Source organism: Sphingobacterium sp. UBA5639 (assembly GCF_002421245.1).
GTDB classification, from domain to species: Bacteria; Bacteroidota; Bacteroidia; order Sphingobacteriales; family Sphingobacteriaceae; genus Sphingobacterium; species Sphingobacterium multivorum.
Map to the genome: position 1 here is coordinate 171773 of NZ_DIJR01000025.1, position 23134 is coordinate 194906.

At 38.6% G+C, this 23134-nt stretch carries 22 protein-coding genes; 17 read left to right on the forward strand and 5 right to left on the reverse strand.

Features of this window, described 5'->3' with window-relative positions; all coding sequences use genetic code 11:
- Positions 1 to 331: 331 nt before the first annotated feature.
- The 5 genes from rplS (at position 332) to B4Z90_RS15555 (ending at position 6564) form a co-directional block, all read left to right on the forward strand.
- Positions 332 to 679 carry a 50S ribosomal protein L19 gene (gene rplS, locus B4Z90_RS15535; protein ID WP_046671854.1) on the forward strand — a complete coding sequence of 116 codons (348 nt, stop codon included), beginning with the start codon at positions 332 to 334 and terminating at the stop codon, positions 677 to 679.
- A gap of 295 nt (positions 680 to 974) precedes the next feature.
- Positions 975 to 2060 (forward strand): carbohydrate-binding family 9-like protein, encoded by a 1086-nt coding sequence (locus B4Z90_RS15540; protein ID WP_286802721.1) that lies wholly within the window; start codon positions 975 to 977, stop codon positions 2058 to 2060.
- Positions 2061 to 2183: 123 nt separating this feature from the next.
- Positions 2184 to 3794, forward strand: coding sequence for a CTP synthase (locus B4Z90_RS15545; RefSeq protein WP_286778247.1), 1611 nt, complete (start codon positions 2184 to 2186; stop codon positions 3792 to 3794).
- A gap of 39 nt (positions 3795 to 3833) precedes the next feature.
- Positions 3834 to 5660 carry a membrane protein insertase YidC gene (yidC, locus tag B4Z90_RS15550; RefSeq protein ID WP_286778246.1) on the forward strand — a complete coding sequence of 609 codons (1827 nt, stop codon included), beginning with the start codon at positions 3834 to 3836 and terminating at the stop codon, positions 5658 to 5660.
- 118 nt (positions 5661 to 5778) lie between these two features.
- A complete protein-coding gene (locus B4Z90_RS15555; RefSeq protein ID WP_286802723.1) occupies positions 5779 to 6564 on the forward strand; it encodes an META domain-containing protein in 786 nt (261 codons plus the stop codon).
- 114 nt (positions 6565 to 6678) lie between these two features.
- Here the strand turns inward: B4Z90_RS15555 and B4Z90_RS15560 are convergent, their stop codons facing one another.
- Entirely contained in the window at positions 6679 to 8028 is a 1350-nt protein-coding gene (locus B4Z90_RS15560) for an acyl-CoA dehydrogenase family protein (protein ID WP_204990850.1), read from the reverse strand.
- A 354-nt stretch (positions 8029 to 8382) separates the two neighbouring features.
- On the opposite strand from B4Z90_RS15560, the gene B4Z90_RS15565 reads away from it, so the two are divergent.
- The 11 genes from B4Z90_RS15565 to B4Z90_RS15615 all read left to right on the forward strand — a co-directional run bounded on the left by B4Z90_RS15565 (position 8383) and on the right by B4Z90_RS15615 (position 17191).
- Positions 8383 to 8607, forward strand: a complete 225-nt coding sequence (locus B4Z90_RS15565) for a hypothetical protein (RefSeq protein ID WP_286778244.1) — start codon at positions 8383 to 8385, stop codon at positions 8605 to 8607.
- A gap of 146 nt (positions 8608 to 8753) precedes the next feature.
- Positions 8754 to 8978, forward strand: a complete 225-nt coding sequence (locus B4Z90_RS15570) for a hypothetical protein (protein ID WP_046671847.1) — start codon at positions 8754 to 8756, stop codon at positions 8976 to 8978.
- Positions 8979 to 9106: 128 nt separating this feature from the next.
- A complete protein-coding gene (gene purB / locus B4Z90_RS15575; RefSeq protein WP_286802725.1) occupies positions 9107 to 10456 on the forward strand; it encodes an adenylosuccinate lyase in 1350 nt (449 codons plus the stop codon).
- Between the two features lie 71 nt (positions 10457 to 10527).
- Positions 10528 to 11082, forward strand: coding sequence for a NifU family protein (locus B4Z90_RS15580; protein ID WP_115046673.1), 555 nt, complete (start codon positions 10528 to 10530; stop codon positions 11080 to 11082).
- 284 nt (positions 11083 to 11366) lie between these two features.
- A complete protein-coding gene (locus tag B4Z90_RS15585) occupies positions 11367 to 12215 on the forward strand; it encodes a transketolase (protein WP_286802726.1) in 849 nt (282 codons plus the stop codon).
- A 1-nt stretch (position 12216) separates the two neighbouring features.
- Entirely contained in the window at positions 12217 to 13170 is a 954-nt protein-coding gene (locus B4Z90_RS15590; RefSeq protein WP_046671842.1) for a transketolase family protein, read from the forward strand.
- Between the two features lie 21 nt (positions 13171 to 13191).
- Positions 13192 to 13737, forward strand: coding sequence for an RNA polymerase sigma factor (locus B4Z90_RS15595; RefSeq protein WP_046671841.1), 546 nt, complete (start codon positions 13192 to 13194; stop codon positions 13735 to 13737).
- Positions 13738 to 13770: 33 nt separating this feature from the next.
- Positions 13771 to 14727 (forward strand): hypothetical protein, encoded by a 957-nt coding sequence (locus B4Z90_RS15600; RefSeq protein ID WP_286766927.1) that lies wholly within the window; start codon positions 13771 to 13773, stop codon positions 14725 to 14727.
- Entirely contained in the window at positions 14727 to 15146 is a 420-nt protein-coding gene (locus B4Z90_RS15605; RefSeq protein ID WP_231585177.1) for a hypothetical protein, read from the forward strand. Before B4Z90_RS15600 ends, B4Z90_RS15605 begins: the two co-directional genes overlap by 1 nt.
- Positions 15147 to 15207: 61 nt before the next feature.
- A complete protein-coding gene (locus tag B4Z90_RS15610; protein WP_070563059.1) occupies positions 15208 to 16395 on the forward strand; it encodes an aspartate aminotransferase family protein in 1188 nt (395 codons plus the stop codon).
- Positions 16396 to 16429: 34 nt separating this feature from the next.
- Positions 16430 to 17191 carry an SGNH/GDSL hydrolase family protein gene (locus tag B4Z90_RS15615; protein ID WP_286802729.1) on the forward strand — a complete coding sequence of 254 codons (762 nt, stop codon included), beginning with the start codon at positions 16430 to 16432 and terminating at the stop codon, positions 17189 to 17191.
- 69 nt (positions 17192 to 17260) lie between these two features.
- Here the strand turns inward: B4Z90_RS15615 and B4Z90_RS15620 are convergent, their stop codons facing one another.
- Together B4Z90_RS15620 and B4Z90_RS15625 are read right to left on the reverse strand one after the other, a co-directional pair.
- Positions 17261 to 18457 (reverse strand): MFS transporter, encoded by a 1197-nt coding sequence (locus tag B4Z90_RS15620; RefSeq protein WP_070563062.1) that lies wholly within the window; start codon positions 18455 to 18457, stop codon positions 17261 to 17263.
- Positions 18458 to 18522: 65 nt separating this feature from the next.
- Complete coding sequence (locus B4Z90_RS15625) at positions 18523 to 19710, reverse strand: class I SAM-dependent rRNA methyltransferase (protein WP_070563065.1); 1188 nt, start codon at positions 19708 to 19710, stop codon at positions 18523 to 18525.
- Between the two features lie 88 nt (positions 19711 to 19798).
- Between B4Z90_RS15625 and B4Z90_RS15630 the strand changes: the two genes are divergently transcribed.
- Positions 19799 to 20710, forward strand: coding sequence for a hypothetical protein (locus B4Z90_RS15630; protein WP_286802731.1), 912 nt, complete (start codon positions 19799 to 19801; stop codon positions 20708 to 20710).
- Between the two features lie 15 nt (positions 20711 to 20725).
- On the opposite strand, the gene thrC is transcribed toward B4Z90_RS15630, so the two are convergent.
- The gene (thrC, locus tag B4Z90_RS15635; RefSeq protein ID WP_115046666.1) at positions 20726 to 22033 is read right to left on the reverse strand and encodes a threonine synthase; all 1308 of its coding nucleotides are present in this window, start codon (positions 22031 to 22033) and stop codon (positions 20726 to 20728) included.
- A gap of 152 nt (positions 22034 to 22185) precedes the next feature.
- Positions 22186 to 23124 (reverse strand): homoserine kinase, encoded by a 939-nt coding sequence (locus B4Z90_RS15640; RefSeq protein ID WP_046672011.1) that lies wholly within the window; start codon positions 23122 to 23124, stop codon positions 22186 to 22188.
- Between the last annotated feature and the right edge of the window lie 10 nt (positions 23125 to 23134).

A 23134-nucleotide genomic window follows, 5' to 3' on the forward strand; every position in this document is an offset into this window, starting at 1 on the left:
CCTTTGTTTTGTGTGGCACAAATATCGAATCATTTTTTGACTTTGTCAACACCCTATAGAAAATTAATCACTAAACGACTGATTGATTGCATAATATTTTCATCAAAACAATATATTCTATTGAATTTAGCAATCAAAAACACGCTCCATATAGTCTACAAAGGAATATTCAAAATATCTTTAGATTATCCATTTCATTTTCATATCTTTGCATCCGATTTGAATATCAGTCAATAGTTTTTTAAAAAAGTATTTTTATATTCAGAAAATAAGTCGTAATATTGCATTCCGATTTTTACAGGATATAAATCGTTAATAATTACTCGAAATCATGGATTTAGTAAAATTTGTAGAAGAACAAGCGGTAGTAAAGAATGAAATTCCCGCTTTCAAAGCTGGAGATACCATCAGCGTTCATTATAAAATTCGCGAAGGAAATAAGGAGCGTGTACAGGTGTACCAAGGTGTAGTAATTCAATTAAACAGCGAAGGTGCTAACGCTACTTTTACCGTTCGTAAAATCTCAAACGGTGTAGGTGTTGAACGTATTTTCCCTGTAAACTCACCAAACATTGAAAAAATTGAAGTAAACAGCTACGGTAAAGTTCGTCGCGCGAAATTATTCTATTTACGCGGCCTTACTGGTAAAGCTGCTCGTATTAAATCGAAAAGAATCTAATTACGACTACCACGGCATAAAAAAAGGCTTTGAAATCATTCAAAGCCTTTTTTTATGCCCTACCACCCGTAGCTTCCAAAACGCAGGTCATACAAACCACTGCTTCTGTAATAAATTTAGGACAATTATATATTGTTTCCTAAAATCACACCCTCCTCTTTGCCGCGCTAAAACATTTTACTTACTTTTAGCTTCGTATCTGAAAGGTAGAATCGTAGATGATCACAATAGTTAAAAACATCCTAATTTTGTTCCATCTTCACTTTGCTGCCGTTAAAAATCAAACTGTATCTTGATGAGAATTATAGCTTTTATCTTTGCTTTTATAAGCTATCCGACCTTTACTTTTGCACAACGGAATCTGAATGAATTTCTTCAGTTACAGTCGCGCCCTGAAACCTATTATGTACACCCAGCAACAGATGCAATCACGATTGACGGAAAGGACGATGAGGCTTCCTGGTCAAAAGCGCCATGGACAGACTCTTTTAAGGATATTGAGGGATTAAATAAGCCTGTTCCTACTTTTAAGACGCAAGTCAAGATGCTTTGGGATAAAGAAAACCTTTATCTTTTTGCCAAGCTTCAAGAACCTCATATCAAAGGATATTTAAGACAGAAAGATACAATCATCTATCATGACAATGATTTTGAGATCTTTCTCAAGCCAAATCTATTCTCTCCGGAATATATAGAGATTGAAATAAATGCATTAAATACAGTTATGGATCTTTTGATGACTAAACCTTATCGCTTTGGCGGTAGGGCTAATCTAAATTGGGACACAAAAGATATTGAAACTGCAGTCTATCATGCCGGGTCCATCAACAATCCACAAGACAAGGATGAATTTTGGACTGTGGAAATGAAAATACCTGTAAAAAGTCTAAAATACTTTGGCGAAGGAAATCAGATCAAAGCAAATGAAACCTGGAAGATAAACTTCTCACGCGTTCAGTGGCATTATGACAATACCGAAACTATCTATAGCAAGAGAAAAGACAACACGGGTAAGACGCTCGCTGAAGAGAACTGGGTATGGTCTCCAATCGGCCTCGTTAATATGCATTACCCTGAGCGATGGGGACATATAAAATTTGTTAACGACACAAACCATCAATTTATCGATGAGCAATTCCTCGCGCTCGAAAAAGTTACCTGGAATATCTTTTACCTGCAACAGATCTATCGAAACGATAAAAAACGCTATGCAACGTCAATTCAGGAGTTAAGCAAATTATATCCTGAAATTATAAATGGGCACAAAAATTATGAGATTGTATTTTCAAATAGCACTAATTTCTATCGTATTGAAATTAAGTCAAAAGCACAGCCTACACTAAAGACAACAATCGATAGCCAAGGTAACATCTATTTTTAATTTAATTATTCGAGCGATCTTCAATTCTGATTTTGAATAAAAATTGCTATCTTTGTATCCCGTACATAAAGCAACTATTATTGGTCATTTTGACCACATAAAATTGAAAATCCTTTAATTGTTATGACTAAATATATTTTTGTTACGGGCGGCGTTACTTCGTCGTTGGGGAAAGGTATTATTGCTGCCTCCCTTGCTAAACTTCTCCAAGCGCGTGGCTATAAAGTTACCATTCAAAAATTCGACCCTTACATTAACATCGACCCAGGAACATTAAATCCATATGAGCATGGAGAATGTTATGTTACGGAAGATGGTGCTGAAACAGACCTTGATTTAGGTCATTACGAACGCTTCCTGAACGTCCCTACTTCACAAGCAAATAACGTCACGACAGGCCGCATCTATCAACACGTTATCCAACAAGAACGTGAAGGTGCCTATTTAGGAAAAACCGTTCAAGTCATTCCCCATATCACCGATGAGATAAAACGCAGAATGCAACTGTTGGGTGAGTCTGGTGAATATGATATTATCATCACTGAATTGGGTGGAACAGTGGGCGATATTGAGTCCTTACCATTTGTGGAAGCTGTAAGACAACTTCGCTGGGAATTAGGAGCCAATAATTCGCTGGTTATCCATTTGACTTTAGTCCCTTACCTAGCCGCTGCTGGCGAGCTTAAAACTAAACCTACGCAACATTCAGTAAAAACATTATTGGAATATGGTGTACAACCAGATATTCTAGTGTGTCGTACTGAACATAAATTATCACAGGAAATCCGTAAAAAATTAGCGCAATTCTGTAATGTCAACATCAACGCCGTCGTAGAATCTATCGATGCGTCGACGATTTATGACGTTCCATTACTGATGTTGAAGGAGAATCTTGATAAAACAGCATTAACAAAGCTAAAACTTTCCAACAAAAATGAGCCAGATTTAGAAAATTGGAAGAACTTCCTTGGCAAGCTCAAAAACCCAACTAGTGAAGTGAATATTGCCTTAGTCGGAAAATATGTTGAACTACCAGATGCTTACAAATCCATTATCGAAGGATTTATCCATGCAGGGGCAACAAACGAATGTAAAGTAAAAGTAAGCTATATTGCTGCTGAAAGTGTTACAAAAGAAAATGTTGCTGAAAAGCTAAAAGTTATGGATGGAGTTTTGGTTGCTCCAGGATTCGGGGAACGCGGTTTGGACGGTAAGTTAAATGCTATTCAGTATGTTCGTGAAAATAATATTCCGTTCTTCGGTATCTGTTTAGGTATGCAATGTTCGGTTATCGAGTTCGGAAGAAACGTATTGGGTCTGAAAGACGCTAATAGTTTCGAGATGGATGCCACCACGAGCAATCCGGTCATCAATTTGATGGAAGAGCAAAAAAATATCACCAATATGGGCGGTACAATGCGTTTAGGTGCTTACGACTGTGAAATTAAAAAAGGAACTAAGGCCTTTGCCATTTATGGTAAAACAAAAATTTCTGAAAGACACCGTCACCGTTATGAATTTAACAATGACTATTTAAAACAATATGAAGCTGCTGGAATGATTGCTTCAGGATTCAATCCGGAGACTGGATTAGTTGAAATTGTCGAATTGAAAAACCATCCATTTTTCGTTGCCGGACAATTTCATCCAGAATTAAAGTCAACTGTTGCAAATCCTCACCCACTTTTTGTTAGCTTTGTAGCCGCTGCTTTGGCCAACAAAAAATCAAAGTAGTAATAGAAGGATACAATTAATTAAGTTTAATTATTAAAAATGGATAGAAATACCCTAATTGGTTTGGTCCTGATGTTTGCTATCATCACTGGTTCATTTTACCTGATGAAGCCTTCAGAATCGGAAATCAAACAAGAACAAGCGAGACAAGAGGCTAAAGCGCGTACCGAAAAAGGACTGCCTGCCGAAAGTGACTCTACCGCTAAAGCCAAAGCAGCACAAACAGCAGTGATTGCTGATTCGGCGGAATTGAAAAAACCTTTTGGCGCGACAAAATTTGGAACGGAGAAAGTCATTACGATTGAAAACGAGAAAATCATTGCCAAAATCAGTACAAAAGGTGGTAAGGTTAAATCCGTAGAACTAAAAGGCGAAAAGAATTTCAATGGAAAACCGTTGATGCTTTTTGATGGCGACGACAACAAGTTTGGTTTTCAGTTTAATGCAGCTGGTCAAAATGTATCAACAAATGATTTATACTTCAATACAGAATCTTCGGATATCCAAGTTTCTGCTGAGGGTAAACAATCTGTAAAATTCCGACTAAATTACAGTGCCGATCAATATATTGAATATGTATACTCGATTGCTGGCAAAGGTTATAATGTAGGACTGGACATTAACACAAAAGGGATACAGAATTTAATTCCGCAGAGTCAAAAAACGTTGACCCTGAACTGGAACACCACGTTGAGACAGAAAGAGCAAAACATAGAATCGGAAAGACAGAAATCTACCCTGTATTATAAAGAAGATAATAAAGTAGATCACCTTTCCGAATCAAAAGATGCTGATGAAGCATTGGAGAAAAAAGTACAATGGATTGCATTCAAGCAGCATTACTTCTCTAGTATCCTCAGCGCTAAAGATGGCTTTGTCAATGCAAAAGTGGATGTAAAACATGCGTCAGAAACCGATATCGTTAAATTCTACAACACAAACGCGGAATTAGCATTTGATAACCATAAGGACAATAATTATTCCCTAAACTTCTTCTTTGGACCAAATCAATACAATGTATTGAAGGCTGAAGGAAATGATTATCAATCGATTATCAATATGGGTTGGGGGCCTATGCGTTGGATCAACCAATGGATTACAGTACCTGTATTCAACTTCCTGGATGGTTTCCATATGAGCTATGGTATCGTTATCCTTTTATTGACATTGATGTTGAAGTTGATTCTTTCCCCAATGACCTACAAGTCTTATGTCTCTATGGCCAAAATGCGTGTTTTAAAACCGCAGCTGGATGAGATCAAAGCAAAAGTGGGTGAAGACAATCAAATGTTGATGCAGCAGGAGCAAATGAAACTGTACAAACAGGTCGGTGTGAATCCACTTGGCGGATGTCTTCCTCTCGTCTTACAAATGCCATTTACCATTGCGTTCTTCTACTTCTTTCCAAATTTATTTGAATTGAGAGGACAAAGCTTCTTGTTTATGAAGGACATGTCAACTTATGATACGCTATTCACATTTGCACCTATTTTTGGATCATTCAACCACATCTCGTTGATGTGTATCTTGATGACATTGACAACACTGTTAACGACCTGGTATAACAACGCTACATCTGGTGCTACAGGACAAATGAAATACATGGGCTATATCATGCCGTTGATTTTCTTCTTTGTTTTGAATAGCTTCCCAGCAGGTTTGAATTACTACTATTTCTTAAGTGCATTATTTACGTTCTTAACGCAGTTGGTTATTCGCACTATGGTGAATGATGAGAAAATCTTAGCTAAATTGGAGGAAAATAAAAAGAATCCAAAAGCAGATAAAAAATCGAGCTTCCAAACGAAAATGGAAGAAATGATGCGTGCACAACAACAAGCACAACAAAATAAAAACAAATCGTAAGATTTATCCTACTGATAAAGAAGGCTTCCAAACTGGAAGCCTTTTTTGTTTGTGAACTTTTGTATCATTTTGTCAAACCAAACGTTAAAAAGGGTGTTAATAGGTTAAAATTTAAAATATGAACTTTAAAAACATCGCCATACTGGCCATCTTAATCGTTAGTCTTGGAAGTTGCTCTGTGATGAAGAAAAACGCGAATGAGCAGAACACAGAAAGTAGCCTGTCGTCAGTAATTGGAAAAAAATGGCAATTGATTGAAATCAATGGACAGCCAGTAGCGGCTCAGATCAACGGTAAAATGCCTTACCTCCAGCTGGATGAAAAAAGTTACAGTGCAAGTGGGGGATGTAATGGCATCGGTGGAGAATTGACTTTATCAAAGAATGGAAAGGTTAAATTTGCTCAGGGTATGTCTACGATGATGGCCTGTCCGGATATGTCTATTGAACAAGCCTTATCCAAAAACCTGATTGCTGCAGATAACTATACGGTTAAGGATGATATTCTTAGCTTGAACAAAGCGAAAATGGCTCCCCTGGCAAAATTTAAGCTGATTCAGGACAACAAGCAACAACTTAGTGGAGCTTGGGAACTTGATTATATATCCGGCCCACGGATTGCTTTCGATGGCCTATATCCCAATCGTAAACCGACCATGATCTTTGATGCTTCCAGTGGTAAAGTAAACGGAAATAGCAGCTGCAATAACTACAATATGACTTTTAAAACGAATGGAAACACCATCAATTTTGGCCCCATTATGTCGACAAAGATGGCCTGCGAAGGTAATGGTGAAGCAACTTTCTTTTCGACCTTAGAAAAGGTAAATACCTTTAGCATAAGCGAGAATACATTGACATTTATCATGGGAGATATTGCTATTATGCGACTCAAACGGCAATAGAAAATTAGATTTTTGCTCCAAATGAAGTAAAAAGGGCGTTGTTACGGAACAACGCCCTTTTTATGTATTAAGCTATATTTGGCAACAGGATGCCAAAGACCAGCCTGATAATCCCTAAACAAAGGCGCTAAATCCAGTTATACTTCTGCCAACAATGAGTGAATTGATTTCTTTTGTCCCCTCATAGGAATAAATGGCTTCAGCATCGGCCAAAAACCGTGCGACATTATATTCCAACAGAATACCGTTTCCGCCCATGACCTCTCGAGCCTTGGAAACAATATCCCTGGTACGTAAAGAACAGAAGACTTTGGCCAGCGAGGCATGTTCATCTCTTAGCTCACCCTTATCCTGTAATTCAGATAATCTGAAGACAAGCGTTTGCATAGCCGTTAAATTGGACAACATTTCAACCAGGTGATTTTGAATAAGCTGAAAAGAGGCGATTGGTTTACCAAATTGCCTCCTTTTACGCGTATAATCCAAGGCATTTTCATAGGCGCCTCGCGCACATCCTACGGCCATCCAAGCGACACCTGCTCGCGTCATCTGAAGAACCTTTCCTGTATCTTTAAAAGAATTTGCATGTTGCAGGCGATCACTTTCTTGAACGATGCAATTCGCTAAAGTAATAAGACCATTCTGTACGATACGCAAAGCCATTTTATCTTTAATTTTCTCAACGGAAAAACCTGGATTATCCTTTCGTACAATAAACCCCTTAACTTCGCCATCATCAAGATCCCTAGCCCAAACAATGGTTATATCCGAAAAAGTGGAGTTCCCGATCCATTTTTTCTGACCATTTAACACCCAGCCTTCGGCGGTCTTCTTACAGGTTGTTGTCAATCCGCCCGCTGCTCCCGACCCTACTTCGGGCTCGGTTAGACCAAAAGCACCAATCACTTGCATTTTCTGCATGTTGGGCAACCACTCCTGTTTTTGTTCTTCGGATCCGCATATATAGATTGATCCCATAGCCAAACCACTCTGTACGCCAAAAAAAGTCGCTACAGAAGCATCAACACGCGCTATCTCCGCTGCGATGATCCCCTCCATTAAAGAACTGCCCCCCATACAGCCATACCCATCGTAGGTATAGCCACAAATATTTAAAGCGGCTAGTTTCGGTATAATTTCGAAAGGAAATTCATCTCTTAACCAATATTTATTGACAATTGGCTTGACTTCATTCTCCATAAATTCCCGCACCTTCAATTGCAATGCACGATCTGAATCATTTAATTTGCTATCCATAGCATAGAAATCACCATTAATAGGAGGTAATTCCTTTTTTTCTTTTCCTGCACTCAGCATTTTCATTAAACCATGAAGCTGCTTATCATCCATTTTTGATACGGCATCCATTACTGCTCCCAAATCCACTTTCTTCGATATTTCTTCCAATTTGCCAAAGTCTATTGATTTTGCCAAATCCATTATATTCTTTACTTTATCAAACATAATTGCAATTTCTTTTTAAGTGTTTACTTTTTAAAATAAGAAATATAATCGAAAATTGTTTGTTATCAATACCATCTTATCCCTAGATTGGCTAAAATACATTCACACAAGCTCAGCACAACAAACACACAAGAACGACACAATGATCACCCTTCCTTAGCCCTTGTTAAGCTAAAGGATGACACAAGCCGAGACTTGTGGGATACCATCTTATTCTAAATAAATTAAACAACTTAAATTCAGTCATTTATATATTATTTTAAAAAAAACATATTTTTTGGGTTACCTTTTTTGGTTACGTGTATTAAGAGATGAAAAAGAAAATTATTTCAATTTAAATTAGAAAATTAGAAAATGAAAAACGCATTAAAATTCGGTTTCTTAGGTTTAGCTTTAACTGTAGCTTTCGCATCTTGTAACAATTCAGAGAAAAAAGCTGAAGGTGCTGCAGATTCAGCTTCTGCTTTAGTTGATTCAGCTGCTAACACTTTGGATTCAGCTGCTAACCACGTAGATTCAGCTGCTGTTAAAGTTGATTCAGCTGCTGCTAAAGTTGATTCAGCTGCTACTAAAAAATAATTTAGGACTGAATAAAGCTTTTGGAAGGCCTTTTTTAACAAAAGGTCTTTCTTTTTTCAAAAAGAGAAAAACCTGGGGTTACCTTTTTAATTTATCGGTATTAATCCCTAAATAACAAGATTTAAAAATATTTTAATTTTAATAAAATGAAAAACGCATTCAAATTCGGTTTCTTAGGTTTAGCTTTAACATTGGCTTTCGCATCATGTGGTGAAACTGCTAAAAAAACTGACGCTGCTACTGATTCAGCTAATGTTGCTTTAGATTCAGCTAACACACAATTGGATTCAGCAAAAACTGCTGTAGATTCAGCAAAATCTGCTGTAGATTCAGCTGCTGCTAAAGTTGATTCAACTAAAGCTGCTCACTAATTTTCTGAAATAGAATTTAGACCTTATAAAAAAGCTTCCTTCACCAAGGAGGCTTTTTTTATATCTGCGCCAATTAAATTGCTAAGCTCCAAGCATTTTTTTACCTTTGCCAAAAAATCATTCAATCTATGGCTTTATCATCTTTAACAGCAGTTACTCCTATCGACGGACGCTATTACAATAACACTCATGAACTTTCAGCATTTTTTTCTGAATTTGCTTTAATAAAATATCGCGTACGCGTGGAAGTGGAATATTTTATTGCATTAGGTGAATCAGGTATTGCTCAATTGCAACAATTTGACAAAAGAGTAAATGAGAAATTGCGTGATATTTATAGAAATTTTTCTGAAGAAGATGCCATTTGGATCAAAAACACAGAGAAAGTTACGAACCATGATGTTAAAGCTGTTGAGTATTTTCTAAAAGATCAATTTGAAAAATTAGGATTACAGGACTACCTTGAATTTATTCATTTTGGTTTGACTTCACAAGATATCAATAACACAGCCATTCCACTTTCCTGGAAAGAAGCAATTAAAGAGAGCTATACACCTGCAATCGAAGAATTGCTTCATGAATTGAAATCTTTGGCAACTTCGTGGTCAGAGATCCCGATGTTGGCACGTACCCATGGACAGCCAGCATCTCCAACTCGTTTGGGCAAAGAGTTCTATGTTTTCATTGAACGTATTGAACGTCAATTGCAACTATTACATCAAGTACCGTATTCAGCTAAATTTGGTGGAGCGACTGGTAATTTTAATGCGCATCACGTTGCATATCCAGCGACAAATTGGATCGATTTTGGAAATAATTTCGTCAACAATATCTTGGGTTTAGACCGTTCACAAACGACCACGCAAATTGAGCACTACGATAACTTTGCGGCAAGTTGTGACGCCTTAAAACGGATCAACAATATTGTCATCGATTTATGCCGTGACATTTGGACATATATTTCGATGGAATATTTTAAACAAAAAATTACTGCCGGTCAAATCGGTTCTTCGGCTATGCCACATAAAGTCAACCCGATTGACTTTGAAAATGCAGAAGGAAATTTAGGTATTGCAAATGCAATTTTCGAGCACCTTGCAGCGAAGTTACCTGTTTCCCGTCTTCAACGGGATTTAACAGATTCTACGGTATTACGTAATATTGGTGTTCCATTTGCACATACCCTAATTGCTATTAAATCAACTTTGAGAGGGTTACGCAAATTGATCTTAAACGAACAGGCATTGGCCAATGATCTTGAAAATAATTGGGCTGTTGTTGCCGAAGCGCTACAAACGATACTAAGACGAGAAGGCTATCCAAAACCGTATGAAGCTTTAAAAGACCTAACACGTACCAACACGCATGTCACGAAAGAAACAATAGCGACATTTGTTGATAATCTAAATGTGTCAGCGGAAGTTAAAGAGGAACTGAAAGCGATCAGTCCTTCTAACTACACAGGTGTTACTTTATAAGCTTTTACTTATAGATGACCTTAAGAAAGCTCCTTTTGACCTATATTTGTTTGGAATAAAATAGATATTACATGGCTACGATTAACGTATATACAGAGTCTACCCCCAATCCTTCTACAATGAAGTTCTTGGTCAATAAATTGTTGATCAACGGTAGTGTAGATTATCCAAATAAAGAAGCAGCACAAGATTCACCGTTTGCACTTGAATTGTTCAAATTTAATTTTGTAAGTGGTGTATTTTTCGCGAGTAACTTCGTTACTATTACCAAAACGGAAGATGCAGAATGGGAAGACATCGAAGCTTTGTTGAAAGATTTTGTAAAAGGTGCTGTAGAGTCTGAACTTGCTGTAAAAACGGTACACCACGACACAGAAGTGGATTTTGAGGGCACCGAAACTGAAGTTAAGATACAACAAGTTTTACACGATTATGTACGACCTGCTGTTGAACAAGATGGGGGTGCTATACATTATAAATCATTTAATGAAGGTGTGGTAACGGTTGAACTAAAGGGTTCTTGTAGCGGTTGTCCATCATCTACAATTACTTTAAAAGCAGGCATTGAAGGATTGTTGAAACGCATGGTTCCGGAAGTGACTGAAGTTGTTGCTGAAGCCATGTAATCTTAGCTTCACATTTATAATAAAAAAAGGATTCGGCATGAGTGATGCTGAATCCTTTTTTTATGCCCGGTAATGCAAAAGGTCTGAAAATATCCAGCGTATCAAAGTAGTAATCAGGCAGGCAAAACTCCCTGGCTCCAATAGCATTTTATAAGTATTATCCTGCGAACATTTTTCTAAAGCGGCTTGAGATTCGGTTATAAGTCAATATAAATTCATTTTTTAACAAGCATCTAGCTTAAAAATAGTTAACTTTACGACCAATTGTGAAACCAACAAAAAAAATGAGTGCAGATATTAACAAACTAGAACAAATTGCATCACAGGTAAGACGTGATATCGTACGTATGGTACACGCTTGTCAATCAGGACACCCAGGTGGTTCGTTAGGTTGTACAGATTACTTTGTGGCGCTTTATTTCAATGCAATGAAACGCAATCCTTCCTTTGACATGGATGGAAAAGGAGAAGATTTATTCTTCCTATCAAATGGACACATCTCTCCTGTATTTTACAGTACATTGGCGCATGCAGGATATTTTGAAGTGAGCGAATTAGCAACGTTCAGAAAAATCAATTCCAGACTTCAAGGTCACCCAACAACGCACGAAGGTCTTCCAGGTATTCGTATTGCGTCGGGATCATTGGGCCAAGGATTATCTGTTGCAATTGGAGCCGCACAAGCAAAAAAATTGAATAAAGACAATAATCTAGTTTATGTATTAATGGGTGATGGCGAATTGCAGGAGGGCCAAGTTTGGGAAGCTGCGATGTATGCACCACACAATAAGATCGACAATTTAATTGCTACTGTTGACTATAACAAAGCACAAATTGACGGATCTACAGATCAAGTATTATCTCTTGGTGATCTTCGTGCAAAATGGGAAGCATTTGGCTGGGATGTGATGGAAATTGCTAAAGGCAATGATATGAATGCTGTTGTTGAAGGTTTAGCAGAAGCTAAATCACGCACAGGAAAAGGTAAACCAGTCATTATTCTGATGCATACTGAAATGGGTAACGGTGTTGATTTTATGATGGGTTCTCATAAATGGCATGGTGTTGCTCCAAATGACGAACAATTGGCGTCGGCATTGAATCAGCTTACAGAAACTTTAGGAGATTACTAGAATGAAAAAATATACTTATACAGAGTCAAAAGATACACGTTCAGGATTTGGTGCGGGATTACTAGAAGCAGGAAAGCAAGATGAGAATGTAGTTGCATTATGTGCTGATTTAATCGGTTCGTTAAAAATGAACGATTTTATCAAAGAATTTCCAGAACGTTTTTTCCAAATCGGTATCGCGGAAGCTAATATGATGGGGATTGCTGCCGGACTTACGATCGGTGGTAAAATACCATTCACTGGTACATTCGCAAATTTCTCAACAGGACGTGTTTATGATCAGATTCGCCAATCGATTGCATACTCGGACAAAAATGTAAAAATTGCAGCGTCGCATGCTGGCCTAACCTTAGGTGAAGATGGTGCAACTCACCAAATATTAGAAGATATCGGCTTGATGAAAATGTTGCCAGGAATGACAGTGATCAATCCTTGTGATTTCAATCAAACAAAAGCCGCTACGATTGCAGCAGCAAAATATGAGGGACCAGTTTATTTGCGTTTTGGCCGTCCCGTAGTTCCTAACTTCACTCCTGCTGATCAAGAATTTGTGATTGGTAAGGCGGTATTATTAAATGAAGGAACGGATGTTACGATCATTGCTACAGGTCATTTAGTATGGGAAGCTATCCAAGCTGGCGAGAAATTAGCTGAGTTGGGTATCAACGCTGAGATTATCAATATCCATACCATCAAACCTTTGGATGAAGAAGCTATTTTAAAATCTGTTGCGAAAACCAAATGTGTCGTAACGGCAGAAGAGCATAATCGTCTTGGCGGTTTGGGTGATAGCGTTGCTCAAGTGTTAACAAGAGAGTTACCTACTCCACAAGAGTACGTTGCCGTAAATGATAGTTTTGGAGAATCAGGTACTCCTGCTCAATTGATGGAAAAATACGGTTTGAATGCTGCGGCTATTGTGGCTGCGGTTCAAAAAGTAATCAAAAGAAAATAACAAAACTACGCAAGTCAATATATGGATGACGCTTTAATTATAGCAAAATTCGCCGAAGAGAGTACGCGAGAAGAAGCTTTCCGTTTATTGTTGAAGAAATATCAACAGAAGATTTATTGGCATGTGCGAAGAATGGTCATCGATCATGACGATGCGGACGATGTTGTTCAAGATATCTTTGTCAAAGTATGGAAAAACCTGGGGAATTTCCGTGAAGACTCACAATTATACACTTGGCTTTATCGTATCGCAACAAATGAATGTATTACCTTCTTAAATAAGAAAAAGCAAAAGCAGAACGTGTCGTTGGATGACGACACGACTGCTTATTTGGCAGAAACGCTTGCTGATGGCAATTATTTTAACGGTGATAAAGCTCAAATGAAATTACAACAGGCTTTGTTGACTTTGCCAGAAAAGCAAAAATTGGTCTTCAATATGAAATATTTTGAAGATATGAAATACGAAGAAATTTCAGAAGTACTCGGAACAAGTGTCGGAGCGCTTAAAGCCTCTTATCATTTAGCTGTCAAAAAAATAGAGGCATTTTTTAACAACAACGATTAAACCTTTTAGCGAAATTAGGTTCTAACAGATACTATGAAGGAAAATGGCACATATCATGATGGGCTGGAGCCTACAAATCTTCCAGCATCGTTGCGTGAAAATCCATTTGGCTTACCTGAAAATTATTTCAGTGATTTAGAATCAAAAATAATTACGCAAGTCAAATTGGTTGAATGCAAGGAAGAATCCATCTTTGAGGTTCCAGAAGGATATTTTAATAGCTTATCTGACGCCATAATGTGTAAGGTTGCGGAAGATAGTTTAAAAAAGCAGGTTACTACAGACGGCTTTGAAATTCCTGAAAATTATGCTTCTGAACTATCTTCAACTATCTTCAACCGAATTTTAGAAGACAAATTAAAAGAAACGATTGCATCGGATGGCTTTACCATGCCTTCTGCTTATAATCAAACCCTTGAAGACTCCATCTTCGCCCGTTTAGCGGCGGAGAAATTGAAGGAAACAGTTCCGACAGATGGTTTTACAGCTCCTGTTGGCTACGAAGAAATAGTTGAATCGACAATTTTTGCTCGTATTGCTGAAGAAAAACTAAAAGAAACGATTGTGACTGCAGGTTTTGATGTACCACAACATTATTTTGAGATTCTTTCGGACAGCATCATTGATCGTGTTCAAATGCTTGAAAAGGATAATACACCGATCCGTCAGATTGGGAAACCTAAAAAATGGTACGCTCGTTATGCGGTTGCGGCATCCTTTGCGGCTATGTTGAGTATAGGCGGATATTGGGGTTATCAATATCAACAGCAAAATACGACTCCTGTAGAAGCTGTTGCAGAAGAGCAGTTAAGCCAGCATTTGTCAGAAATTCCTAAGCAGGAAATCATTAATTACCTTGCGGAGTCGGCTTCTGGTGACGATATGATCTATATGGCCCAGTATACTGACGAAGCAAATCTCCCTACTAAGGGATTTGGAAGTAATATATCTAAACAAGAAATAGAAGATTATCTAAATTATACCTTATAATGATGTTCAATAAAAAATACATATGGATAACATTGTTCTTTAGTATATTTTCTATTGCCTTGGGCTTTGCGCAAGACAAAAATCGATTTCAAGCTATAGAAAATGAAAAAATAGCTTACATTACTAAAGAACTGGATTTAACTCCGAGAGAGGCTCAGCAATTCTTCCCGCTCTATAATGAATACAGCCAAACGCTTTGGGATATCAGGAAAGAAAAATTGAATGGTGCTCCAAAAAATAGTTTTAGAGGTGGCTCCAGAGACGTCTTACAGTATGATGCTAAGGAAGTGGAGATCAAAAAAGAATATCGGGCCAAATTTGCCAAAGTTATTGGCAATGCGCGAGCATCGCAATTTTTTGAAGTAGAACAGGAATTCAGGGAACATCTATACAAATCCCTGCAGAATAGAAGAAAATAATCTCGAAAATAAAAAAGAAGTCTTGAAGACTTCTTTTTTATTTTCGGACATTTGTAAGATCATGTTAAGCAACAGAGAATTATTTTTAATGAATACCGCTCAAACATCTAGCTCACCTAGATTGGTTGAAGTAGTTAAGGCTGAAGGTGTCTACCTTTATGGCCCAAATGGAGAAGAATACATGGATTTGGTCTCTGGCTTCAATGTCAGCAATATAGGCCATCGTCACCCGAAGGTTTTGGAAGCTATAAAATCACAATTGGACCAGTACCTACATGTCACCGTTTATGGTGAATTTGTGCAGGCCCCACAGGTGCAATTTGCTACAGAATTATTAGCAGAACTTCCTCCTAATTTTCAATCGGTTTACCTCACCAACAGTGGAACGGAAGCCGTAGAGGGATCAATGAAAATAGCAAAGAAATATACCGGTCGCAGGCAGATTATCGCTGCAAAAAAGGCGTACCACGGCAGTACACAAGGCGCGCTCAGTCTTATCGGAAACGATGCGTACCGTAAAGCGTATGCCCCCCTCCTTCCCGAAATAGATTTTATCAAGTTTAATGATCTGGACGATCTCACAAAGATTACGGAACAAACTGCTGCTGTCATCCTCGAAGCTATTCAGGGGGAAGCGGGTGTCCGAGTCCCGGATATCGCTTACATGCAAGCCGTCAGAAAACGCTGTAATGAAACAGGTACCCTACTGATCTTTGATGAAATCCAAACTGGTTTTGGCCGCACAGGCCGTCTCTTTGCTTTTGAGCATTTTGCTATCGTCCCAGATGTCCTGATGCTTGCCAAAGGAATCGGTGGTGGCATGCCCCTAGGCGCATTTGTTGCAGCCAAAGAAGTGATGGATGTTATTAAGGATAATCCCATGCTTGGACATATCACGACTTTTGGGGGCCACCCCGTAAGTTGTGCCGCAGCACGGGCTTCACTGGCTGTTATCAAGGAAGAAAAATTGGTAGAACAGGTCGAGCGAAAATCGCTTTTATTTAAAGAAAAACTCCGACACCCTGCAATTAAAGAAATTCGAGGATTAGGTCTTATGATGTGTCTGCAATTGGATTCCTTTGATCAGGTTTACAACGTGAGTAAGTATTGTGCTGAAAACGGGGTTATGATCGATTGGTATCTGCATTGTGAAACAGCACTGCGTGTCGCTCCTCCATTGACTATTACAGATCTGGAAATTGAAAAAGCGTGTAACATCATTATAAAAGGTTTGGAAAAGTATGCTTAAAGTATGTAACTTTAAACATAACAAAAACCTAATAATGAACACAAACCGCAGATCATTTATCAAAAAAAGCATTATTGGTTCCGGTCTATTGACTGGTGCCAATATACTGGGAAACGATGTATTCGCTCACGAATCAACAGTCGGTTCCTCAAAAATCAGTTTAAATAACGACGACATCATTTTATTTCAGGGCGATTCCATTACGGATGTGGGCCGAGATAGAAACAATAGAAATGCCAATGATACCGCAGCACTTGGACATGGTTATGCTCTATTGGCTGCCAGCCAGCTCTTAAATAAATATTCGGCAAAAAAACTAAAGGTATATAATACAGGTATTAGTGGAAATCGTGTGCCCGATCTTCAAAAGCGCTGGCAGGAGGATACACTGGAAATAAAACCCACTGTATTGAGTATTTTGATCGGTGTGAACGATTTCTGGCGAACAATCGACCGCGGAGCACAGACAACGGTTGAGGAGTATAAATCCCAATACCAACAGTTACTACAGGAGACATTACAAAAGCTTCCAAACGTCAAATTGATCATTGGAGAACCTTTTGCAGTAAAGGGCGTAGGTCACATTACTGAAGCGTGGTATCCAAAATTTTTGGCCTACCAAGAATCCGCTCGTGAGGTCGCCAAAGAATTTGGCGCAATTCTAATTCCCTATCAAAAAATATTCGACAATGCCCAAAAGAATGCTCCTGGTGCCTACTGGGCAGCAGATGGTGTACACCCTACCCTTGCCGGCGCACAGATGATGGCCTCAGCCTGGATGGACTGCATCAAATAATAACAAAAAAGAGCGGATATTTTATTGAAATCCGCTCTTTCGTGTTTAACATGCGCCTATATGCCAAATCTAGATTTCTTTGTAAGGTGTTTTTTGTAGATTGGGAAGAAAATAAGCCACAATACCCATCAATGGCAGGTAGGAACATAGGTGATAAATAAACTCGATGGACGTATGATCTGCCTGCCAGCCAAGTACAGCGGATCCAATCCCTCCCATTCCAAATGCAAAGCCGTAAAATAAACCTGAAACCATGCCCAACTTCTTAGGCAATAGTTCTTGTGCATAAACAATAATTGCTGGAAAAGCTGATGATAAAATCAATCCAATAATCACGATTAGTATTCCCGTCATCGTAAGTCCGACATAGGGTAATGCTAATGCAAATGGTGCAACGCCCAAGACGGAGAACCAAATGACATATTTGCGACCAAATCGGTCCCCGAATACTCCGCCCAGTAATGTTCCCACCGCAACAGCTATCAGAAAATAAAATAGATAGACTTGTGCTTCCACTTCATTAATCCCAAATTTCTTGATGGTATAAAACTGGAAATAGTTTGTAATACTTGCTATATAGAAGTATTTTGAAACAATCAGTAAGAGGAGTATAACAACGGTCACGACGATTCGGCTATTGGGTAGATCAGGCACGCGTATTGTTTTCTTCGTTGATTTGGCAAAGCTTTGAAGTCTCTTTTTATACCAACTACCAATATAATAAGATATAAATTGGCCAAGAATCGTAAATAAGCACATCCAGGCGATCGCCTGCTGCCCTCTCGGTAATACCAAAAAAGCGACAATGATTGGGGCCATTGCGGTCCCTCCATTTCCTCCAATCTGAAAAATAGATTGTGCCATACTTCTTCTCCCTCCCGATGCCATATAAGCTACACGAGAAGATTCAGGGTGAAAGATTGAAGAACCAATCCCGACCAGAAAAACAGAAAATAAGATCCATTCATAACTATGTGCTTTCGAAAACAAAAGCATACCGAGAAGGGAAAAAGACATCCCAATGATCTGAGAGTATGGTACAGGATGTTTGTCCGTAAATGAGCCTACAACGGGCTGGAATATTGAAGCTGCTATCTGATAAACCATTGTAATCATCCCAACCTGAGAAAAGCTTAGATGATGCTCTTCTTTGAGCAAGGGATAGGTCGCCGGTATCACTCCCTGAATCATATCGTTCAAAAGATGCACCATGCTCACGGCAAACAAAATAGAAAAAATAGGTCTACTCGTCTTCTCTTGTATCATGACGTTGTTCAAAAATTAAAAAGGTTGATTTGTTAAAATCAACCTAAACTATCTTCATATAATAATTACAATACGCGCACCAACAATCCTTTCAGATACTCGCCTTCTGGGAACGAAGCCCGGACAGGATGATCTTCAGGCTGATGAAATTGTCTGATAAACTGAATTTCCTTACCGGCATCCAGTGCAGCCCAAGCGAGCACCTGTTTGAAGGTATCCATGTCCATCGCACCTGAGCAAGAAAATGTCGCTAATAAACCACCACTATTTAACAACATCAATCCGCGGCGATTGAGGTCTTTATACGCCCTTGATGCTCTTTCCAATGCAGATCGAGAGGGCGCATATTTCGGTGGATCCAAGACAATAAGATCAAATTTTTCCCCTTCATCAATGAATTTACGCAATTGCTTGTTTACATCAGACAATATTGCGCTATGTCGACTAAGTTCAAAACCATTTTCAATAATATTCTTTTCCAGGGTTTCAATAGCCAGTGCAGAACTATCTACAGATATAACTTCTGCCGCCCCACTTTTCAAGCTATTTAACGTAAAACCACCGGAATAGCAAAAACAATCTAGGACGCGTTTATTTGAAACGTAATTGGCCGTCAGCTGGCGATTTTCACGTTGGTCGCAATAAAATCCCGATTTTTGTCCATCAATAATGTTCACCTTATAATGAATGCCATTTTCGATAACGTCGACAAATTCAGATGGAAGTTCTCCAAACAAAAGCCCATTGGTATCAGGTAAACCTTCATGTTCGCGAGATTTCAGATCACTACGCTCATAAATTCCTTTGGGTTGCAGCAAAGCATTCAATTCATCGATAATAACTGATTTGACTTTTTCCACCCCAACTGAATGAACCTGAATGGATATAAAATCCGCGTATTTGTCTGCAATAAGTCCAGGAAGAAAATCTGCTTCAGCAAAGATTAAACGAACCGTATTGGTGACACCTTCTTGCAACAGATGCTGTCTTGCTGCTACAGCCTTCTGAACGCGTGCACGCCACCAATCTGCATCAATCTGTGCTTGAGGGTTCCATTCCAATAAACGAATGGCTACACGCGAGCTATTGTGAAATAGACCATAGGCAATAAATTCACGTTCAGCATTGTAAACGCCAACAACTTCGCCATCTTCAATCTTATCGGACAATGATTTAATTGCTCCAGAAAATACCCAAGGATGCAATTGCCAGGCAGCTTTATCCTTACCCTTATTCAAATAAACTGATTTCATTGTTGCAAAATTAACGTATTAATTGTAAAACCCTGCTTCTTTATTTGTCAAAAAATAAATGAAACAATTATTCTTGTATATTTACAAAATGAATTTAAAACACTTATTATTAACCACAACATTTATTTGTTCGCTTTTTTCGTGTAAAAAATCAGATTCTGAACTCACAATTAAAAATGAGGAGGATCTTGAGCTTGTCGAGTTGTCTAGATTTGAAAAAACAGAAATGAAAGTCAGCCAAGCAATTAAAGCTGAACCATATTTTATGGTAGGCTATGGATATGATGCAAAAGAAAACCTACTTTTTGTCAATAAGGGGCTACGTGCAAAAATCATTGATACCGAAAAATTAAAGGAGTCTTCCTATATTTCTAGAACAACGGGCTTTTCAAGTGGTGGTGCATTTAGCGAAGATATTAATAAGGAGGGACTATTGAGAAGTCTGAGAATACAATTTGATCATTACGGGGAGCAACTCGTTACAACGGAAACAGATGCATTGGCACGCATTCCCTCGGACCAGAAAATGCAACTAACCAACTATTATTCTGAAGGATTTCAATACAGCATGCTTTTCTTTGCAGTAAAAGATCCGAAATTTCAAAATCAAGACTTCATTAATTTTGTTCAGAACAACAGTCCAGAACTTATTGTAAAAAAGTATGGCACACATCTCATTTTGAGTTGCACCAAGGGGGCGTCCGTAAATCTTATAAAATACCTGGACAAAAAAACTGTGCTTGATGACAAAGTCATAAAAGATTGGAAAATTGTAGCGTTTGTTTCAGGTGCCAATCTCCGATTATTTGATATGCACCCGATAAAAAATACCATTGATGTCAGTGCATGGTTAAGTTCATTGACGGAAGAAAATGGAGATTTCATAAGATTTGGGCGAGAGCAACCTATCCCCATCTATGACTTAATCTTAGATAAGGATAAAAAACTTGAATTAAAGAATTATATTGATACTTATCTTGGTATAAAAAAGGGCTCCTAAAGGAGCCCTCAACGTTTAGTTATGGTTGATTAAATATTTTTTGAAGGCTTCGAAATCAACTTTTAAAAGTTCCGCTAATTTTTCTTTTCCTTGCAATGTTTCTGCACCGGCAGGCAACACTATTTTTCCAAATACATCTGCTGCTATTGCGTCGGGGAATTTGCAGGGATGTGCTGTCGATAAGAAAACCGAAGCGTAATGACCTGGATGCTCCTTTGCATAAGCACGAGCGCCAAGCCAGGCGATTGCTGTATGCGGACAGGCGATATAGTTCGATTCTTCATATAATTTTTGCATTCCTTCTTTTGTTTCTTCATCTGTAAATGTATAAGAAGAGAGCATATTTTTTAATTCCTCCACATTTCCGCCAAAAAGATCCTGTATACGCACCCAGTTGCTGGGATTCCCAACATCCATGGCATTGCTTAAGGTTTGAACAGAAGGCAATGGTTCATATTTGCCGGAAGAAAGGAATCGAGGAACGGTATCATTGACGTTTGTTGCAGCTACAAAATGCTTCACTGGAAGTCCCATTTTATAGGCCAATAAACCAGCCCCGATATTACCAAAATTACCACTCGGCACTGTAAACACGACCTCATTGATTCCTTGTGACTTCAATTGTGCATACGCATAAAAATAATAAAATGTCTGTGGGATCAGCCGTGCTATATTGATTGAATTAGCGGAGGTCAAACGCAATACAGCATTGAGTTCTGCATCACTAAAAGCTTGCTTTACTAATGCCTGACAATCGTCAAAAGTTCCTTCAACTTCAATAGCACGAATATTTTGTCCATTGGTGGTCAATTGTAGTTCCTGAACTTCCGAGACTTTACCTTTAGGATATAAGATCGTCACACGTGTTCCTTCTACGCCCAAAAAGCCCAATGCAACAGCTCCTCCTGTATCGCCTGACGTCGCAACAAGCACGTCCAGTAATTTATCGTCAGTCTTTGAAAAATAGCCCATAACCCTGCTCATAAACCGAGCTCCGAAATCTTTAAAAGCATAAGACGGCCCATGAAATAGTTCGAGCACAGCCGTGCTGTCGGTCAAGAATCTTACAGGAGCATCAAAATTGATGGCATCGTTCACAATCTGTTTTAAATCGCCTTTGGGAATATCTTTTCCCAATAGGGTAGAAGCTACTTCGAAAGCAATCTCCTGCAAGGAATACTGTTGAATATTCTTAATGAATAGCGGGTCCAATTGTGGAATCTCTTCAGGCATATACAATCCTTTGTCTGCAGGGAGAGAATTGAAGACCGCATCTTTAAAGGAGACTTCTAATGTTTTATTATTTGTACTATAAAATTTCATATGTAAATAATTTTGTCAAGGCCATATAAAATATCCTGTTATTTTGATTCGTATTCACTTTAGAATGCGGATATTTCATTTTATTATCTTTTCTGAGCCAATTATCAATTGACCTGAGATTTATAAACCTCGTTTCTGTCCGTAAATAATTTTTAATCTAAAACCCTGGGTCCTTCGACATTGACACGGGAAACATAGCCAAAACTGTCAATTTCATTTTCTTTGAGATGAGTTTGAATTTTGTCGGCGATATCCTTTGCTATTTTTTCGTCCCGTGTTATTGCAACGACAGAGGGGCCTGAGCCAGAAATACCAAAACTCAAGGCACCATTTTTCAAAGCAATCTCCTTCATTTCATAAAACTGGGGAATTAAAATTGCACGTGTTGGTTCAATGAGGATATCTTTCATGCTTCGTGCAATGAGATCGTAATCTTCTTTGAACAATGCAGCGACCAATCCCGCGATATTTCCCCATTGTGTCACGGCGTCTTTCAACAGCACTTTATCCTTTATGAGTTGTCTTGCGTCACGTGTGGGAACATCGACCTGTGGAAAAACCACTGCTGCTACGAGTTCTTTTGGCGAAGGGATGGAAATAACATCCAAAGGTTCATTTCCCCGGATTAATGTGATGCCTCCATAAAGCGCTGGGGCAACATTATCAGCGTGGCCTGTACCGCAAGCCAAACGCTCACCTTCAACACAAAATGGTAATAATTCTTCTTTTGTCAAAGGGTTTCCGAGCATGGTATTGATGGCAAAAAGCCCAGCTACGGTGCTTGCTGCACTGGAACCTAGTCCAGATCCAATTGGCATATGTTTATGCAATTCGATTTCGACGCCTACCTTTGATGAGATATTCAGGGCTTGTAATAGATATTGCACACAGGCAGATACGGTATTCTTGCCAGGGTCGAGTGGTAGTCTTCCATCGTCACCAGTTATTTCCCGAATCGTTACTCCAGGTTGTTGCGTACGTCGCATCACCACCTCATCACCGGGTTGCTCAACAGCAAAACCCAATATATCAAAACCGCAGATCATATTTGCGACAGTTGCAGGTGCAAAAACACGAACTTCCGACAGCATGCTGTCTAAA

Excerpts from the sequence above, each read along its gene's own strand:
- B4Z90_RS15605 (WP_231585177.1), top strand. The coding sequence starts at position 14,727 with ATGATGTTCAATAAAAAATACATATGGATAACATTGTTCTTTAGTATA.
- thrC (WP_115046666.1), bottom strand. The coding sequence starts at position 22,033 with ATGAAATTTTATAGTACAAATAATAAAACATTAGAAGTCTCCTTTAAA.
- B4Z90_RS15565 (WP_286778244.1), top strand. The coding sequence starts at position 8,383 with ATGAAAAACGCATTAAAATTCGGTTTCTTAGGTTTAGCTTTAACTGTA.
- B4Z90_RS15595 (WP_046671841.1), top strand. The coding sequence starts at position 13,192 with ATGGATGACGCTTTAATTATAGCAAAATTCGCCGAAGAGAGTACGCGA.
- purB (WP_286802725.1), top strand. The coding sequence starts at position 9,107 with ATGGCTTTATCATCTTTAACAGCAGTTACTCCTATCGACGGACGCTAT.
- B4Z90_RS15600 (WP_286766927.1), top strand. The coding sequence starts at position 13,771 with ATGAAGGAAAATGGCACATATCATGATGGGCTGGAGCCTACAAATCTT.
- B4Z90_RS15640 (WP_046672011.1), bottom strand. The coding sequence starts at position 23,124 with ATGCTGTCGGAAGTTCGTGTTTTTGCACCTGCAACTGTCGCAAATATG.
- B4Z90_RS15540 (WP_286802721.1), top strand. The coding sequence starts at position 975 with ATGAGAATTATAGCTTTTATCTTTGCTTTTATAAGCTATCCGACCTTT.
- B4Z90_RS15620 (WP_070563062.1), bottom strand. The coding sequence starts at position 18,457 with ATGATACAAGAGAAGACGAGTAGACCTATTTTTTCTATTTTGTTTGCC.
- B4Z90_RS15580 (WP_115046673.1), top strand. The coding sequence starts at position 10,528 with ATGGCTACGATTAACGTATATACAGAGTCTACCCCCAATCCTTCTACA.
- B4Z90_RS15545 (WP_286778247.1), top strand. The coding sequence starts at position 2,184 with ATGACTAAATATATTTTTGTTACGGGCGGCGTTACTTCGTCGTTGGGG.
- rplS (WP_046671854.1), top strand. The coding sequence starts at position 332 with ATGGATTTAGTAAAATTTGTAGAAGAACAAGCGGTAGTAAAGAATGAA.
- B4Z90_RS15590 (WP_046671842.1), top strand. The coding sequence starts at position 12,217 with ATGAAAAAATATACTTATACAGAGTCAAAAGATACACGTTCAGGATTT.
- yidC (WP_286778246.1), top strand. The coding sequence starts at position 3,834 with ATGGATAGAAATACCCTAATTGGTTTGGTCCTGATGTTTGCTATCATC.
- B4Z90_RS15615 (WP_286802729.1), top strand. The coding sequence starts at position 16,430 with ATGAACACAAACCGCAGATCATTTATCAAAAAAAGCATTATTGGTTCC.
- B4Z90_RS15570 (WP_046671847.1), top strand. The coding sequence starts at position 8,754 with ATGAAAAACGCATTCAAATTCGGTTTCTTAGGTTTAGCTTTAACATTG.
- B4Z90_RS15585 (WP_286802726.1), top strand. The coding sequence starts at position 11,367 with ATGAGTGCAGATATTAACAAACTAGAACAAATTGCATCACAGGTAAGA.
- B4Z90_RS15560 (WP_204990850.1), bottom strand. The coding sequence starts at position 8,028 with ATGTTTGATAAAGTAAAGAATATAATGGATTTGGCAAAATCAATAGAC.
- B4Z90_RS15555 (WP_286802723.1), top strand. The coding sequence starts at position 5,779 with ATGAACTTTAAAAACATCGCCATACTGGCCATCTTAATCGTTAGTCTT.
- B4Z90_RS15610 (WP_070563059.1), top strand. The coding sequence starts at position 15,208 with ATGTTAAGCAACAGAGAATTATTTTTAATGAATACCGCTCAAACATCT.
- B4Z90_RS15630 (WP_286802731.1), top strand. The coding sequence starts at position 19,799 with ATGAATTTAAAACACTTATTATTAACCACAACATTTATTTGTTCGCTT.
- B4Z90_RS15625 (WP_070563065.1), bottom strand. The coding sequence starts at position 19,710 with ATGAAATCAGTTTATTTGAATAAGGGTAAGGATAAAGCTGCCTGGCAA.